The organism is Methylobacterium sp. BI1 (assembly GCF_056680125.1).
The window spans coordinates 5,001-7,500 of the sequence record NZ_JBWXPR010000003.1 but is presented as its reverse complement, the minus strand read 5'-3'; the positions used below and the strand labels follow the sequence as shown (position 1 = coordinate 7,500).

Annotated in this window: 2 protein-coding genes and 1 rRNA gene (2 of these 3 only partly in view); 1 reads left to right on the top strand and 2 read right to left on the bottom strand. The window is 64.6% G+C overall.

Features of this window, described 5'->3' with window-relative positions:
* Together AC1MGR_RS24765 and AC1MGR_RS24760 are read right to left on the bottom strand one after the other, a co-directional pair.
* Positions 1 to 116, bottom strand: a 16S ribosomal RNA gene (locus AC1MGR_RS24765); its annotated part reaches 1,012 nt to the left of the window's first position; the annotation flags it as partial.
* Between the two features lie 553 nt (positions 117 to 669).
* Positions 670 to 1,515 (bottom strand): hypothetical protein, encoded by an 846-nt coding sequence (locus tag AC1MGR_RS24760; RefSeq protein WP_480234975.1) that lies wholly within the window; start codon positions 1,513 to 1,515, stop codon positions 670 to 672.
* Positions 1,516 to 2,145: 630 nt separating this feature from the next.
* Here AC1MGR_RS24760 and AC1MGR_RS24755 point away from each other — a divergent pair.
* Positions 2,146 to 2,500, top strand: partial view of a ParA family protein gene (locus AC1MGR_RS24755; RefSeq protein ID WP_108040927.1) — the 5' portion only. It continues 302 nt past the right edge of the window; only the first 355 of its 657 coding nucleotides appear in the window; the start codon lies at positions 2,146 to 2,148; the stop codon falls past the right edge of the window.

Genomic DNA, 2,500 nt, shown 5'->3' with positions numbered 1-2,500 from the left:
TACGTTCCCACGTGTTACTCACCCGTCTGCCGCTGACCCCGAAGGGCCCGCTCGACTTGCATGTGTTAAGCCTGCCGCCAGCGTTCGCTCTGAGCCAGGATCAAACTCTCAAGTTGAAGAGTTGATCTAGCTGATCACATCATAACGGAAGCACACAACGATACAGGGCGTTTCCACCACCATATCGGTGAGCTCTCGAAACGTGTCAGCAATCGTCTCACAATCCCAATAAAGGGATCCGCAAGAGCAAAATACGCCGCCCACGCTTCTCTTTCTCAGATTCACTTGTCAAAGAACAACACCCACACACAACAAAACAGCAAAGCCCGCCCAGAACCCCAGGCCCAAACCCCGCCAATCGTCAGGAGATGCAAAAGCAAGCCGCCAACCCCGTTGGCCGCCCGCCGATGAACCGGGGTATACGGATCACACCCAAACCCGTCAACTCCCGCGATTGGGGAAAACGCACATGTCGCAGTTTGGTTCTCTCCCAGACGCAGTGGCGGATGCGGACACGTGTCGAGGTCACGCGTCCACGGGGCTGGAAATCCTGCCCTGATCGCGTGACCTCGACACGTGCTCACCCTGGCGTTGCGCGCGCTTTTCGGGGGTCCGCGAACCCCGATCCCGAGACAGGACAGGGCACCGGAGCTCCACCCGACCGGCATCTCACCCCCAGGTTGTGCGGCTCCCCACTCCTCTTCTCGTAAACCCTTGATTCCGTGGGCTTCTCAAAAGTGAACCCTCCCCCCCTCCCATGGCCGCCGTGGCTTGAGGGCTCGGGGATCCTCCGACCTGAACGGCTGCAGGCTTGGCCGCGGGCGCTTTGGGAGCCTTGGGAGCCTTGGGAGCCTTGTTCCGAGGGCTCCACCGCGCCAGCCAGGCCAGCCAGCTCGGAGAGACGATCCGGACCACGTTGGTGCGATTGGGACGGTACGGGACCCGGCGTTCCGTGATCGACACCAGGTCGAGGTTCTGGGCGATCCGCAGGGCCAGGCGCGCCTTGGTCTGGCCCACCCCGGCCCGGGCGGCGATCTCGGGGATGGAGAACGTGCACTGGCGGCCGGCGACGAACGCGTCGGCCACGATCTTGAGGACCGCCAGTTCCCCCGTGGTGAAGCGGCTAGCGAGCTGCGGCGGCAGCGGACCGGAGGCCGCCAGGATCCGCCGGCGCTCCAGCGAGCGAGCCCGGTCGGGCGAGCGCTGGGAGCGCTTGGGCGGGAAATAGGACCAGGGACGCGGATCCGGAGCCGGGTTCCGGTCCGAGGATACTCCCGTGGTCTCCACGGCCGCCCCAGGGGGCTTCGGAGAGGAGACGGCCGCAAGGTCCCCGAGGGCGACGGCGGAGGCCTGGCCGCGCGGCTTGCGGCGGCCGTGGATGGCTTCGGCGAGGGTCTGGGCCTGGGCTTCCGTCAGAGCGCCTTCCCCGGTCGCACGCCACATATCGCGGCTCAGGGCATCCAGGGCGGCCAGGGGAACATGGTTAACGAGACTGAGCAGGTGATCGAACGACATGGTGGTCCCTGGGTTGGGACCGCATCGGGCCGGGCGACATCGCATCGAGAATGCACATTCCCGATTGACTCCTGAGGGGAGCTATGGTGTGCTGAGGACCTTCGGTGTTCCTCGGCACATCTACGATTTGACGGCCCTTCCGGTTTGGCGACTGGGGGGCCGTTGTCGTTTCAGGGTCCTACTGCGGCGTGGCGGCGGTTCCTTGATCGAATCCCGGTCGGGCAAGAGACCGAGACCACGCATTCGGCATGCGAGGGGGGCTCCTGTCAAACCAGGGACTTGAGTCGTCCCGCAGCGGGACCCGATCGGTCATTCCCGCCGGGACCGGGGCGCCCGTTCCTCCCCGGGGCCGTCCGATCGAAACAGGGCACGCCACATGGCCAAATGGGCAAACCCGCTGGTCCGGACCAGCGTCCCATTCGATAGGCTCGCGAAGCTGGGAAAAGCACAAACTTCGACCGAGAAACGCAAATTCCGTACAGATGGGCAAATGGGTTTTTGCCCAAGAACCTATTTGGGCATAAGGGTTCTTGGGTTCAGGGATTCTTGGGTATTGGGGCGCTAGGGTATTTGGATTCTTGGGGTTTGGTCCCCGGGGGTTTGGATCCACGAAGCCCGGGGAGCCTCTCGATGGCGGTCATCAGCGTCTGCTCGACGAAGGGCGGAGTCGGGAAGACGACGCTCGTGATTTGTCTGGCCGACGCCTTCGCCCGGCAGGGGGGAAGCGTGGCCATCGTCGATGCCGACCCGAACGGGCATGTGGGCGCCTGGCGCGAGCGCGCCGGGGCGGACTCCACCGTCGCGGTCATCTCAGGCGTGACGGAGACCGTCATCCTCGACCGCATCGGGGAGGCGGCGACGCAGTACGGGATCGTCCTGGTCGATCTCGAAGGGGCCGCCTCGCAGGCCGTCACCTACGCGATCGCCGAGTCGGACCTCGTGCTGATCCCCACCAAGATCTCGGGAATGGACCTGCAGGAGGTGT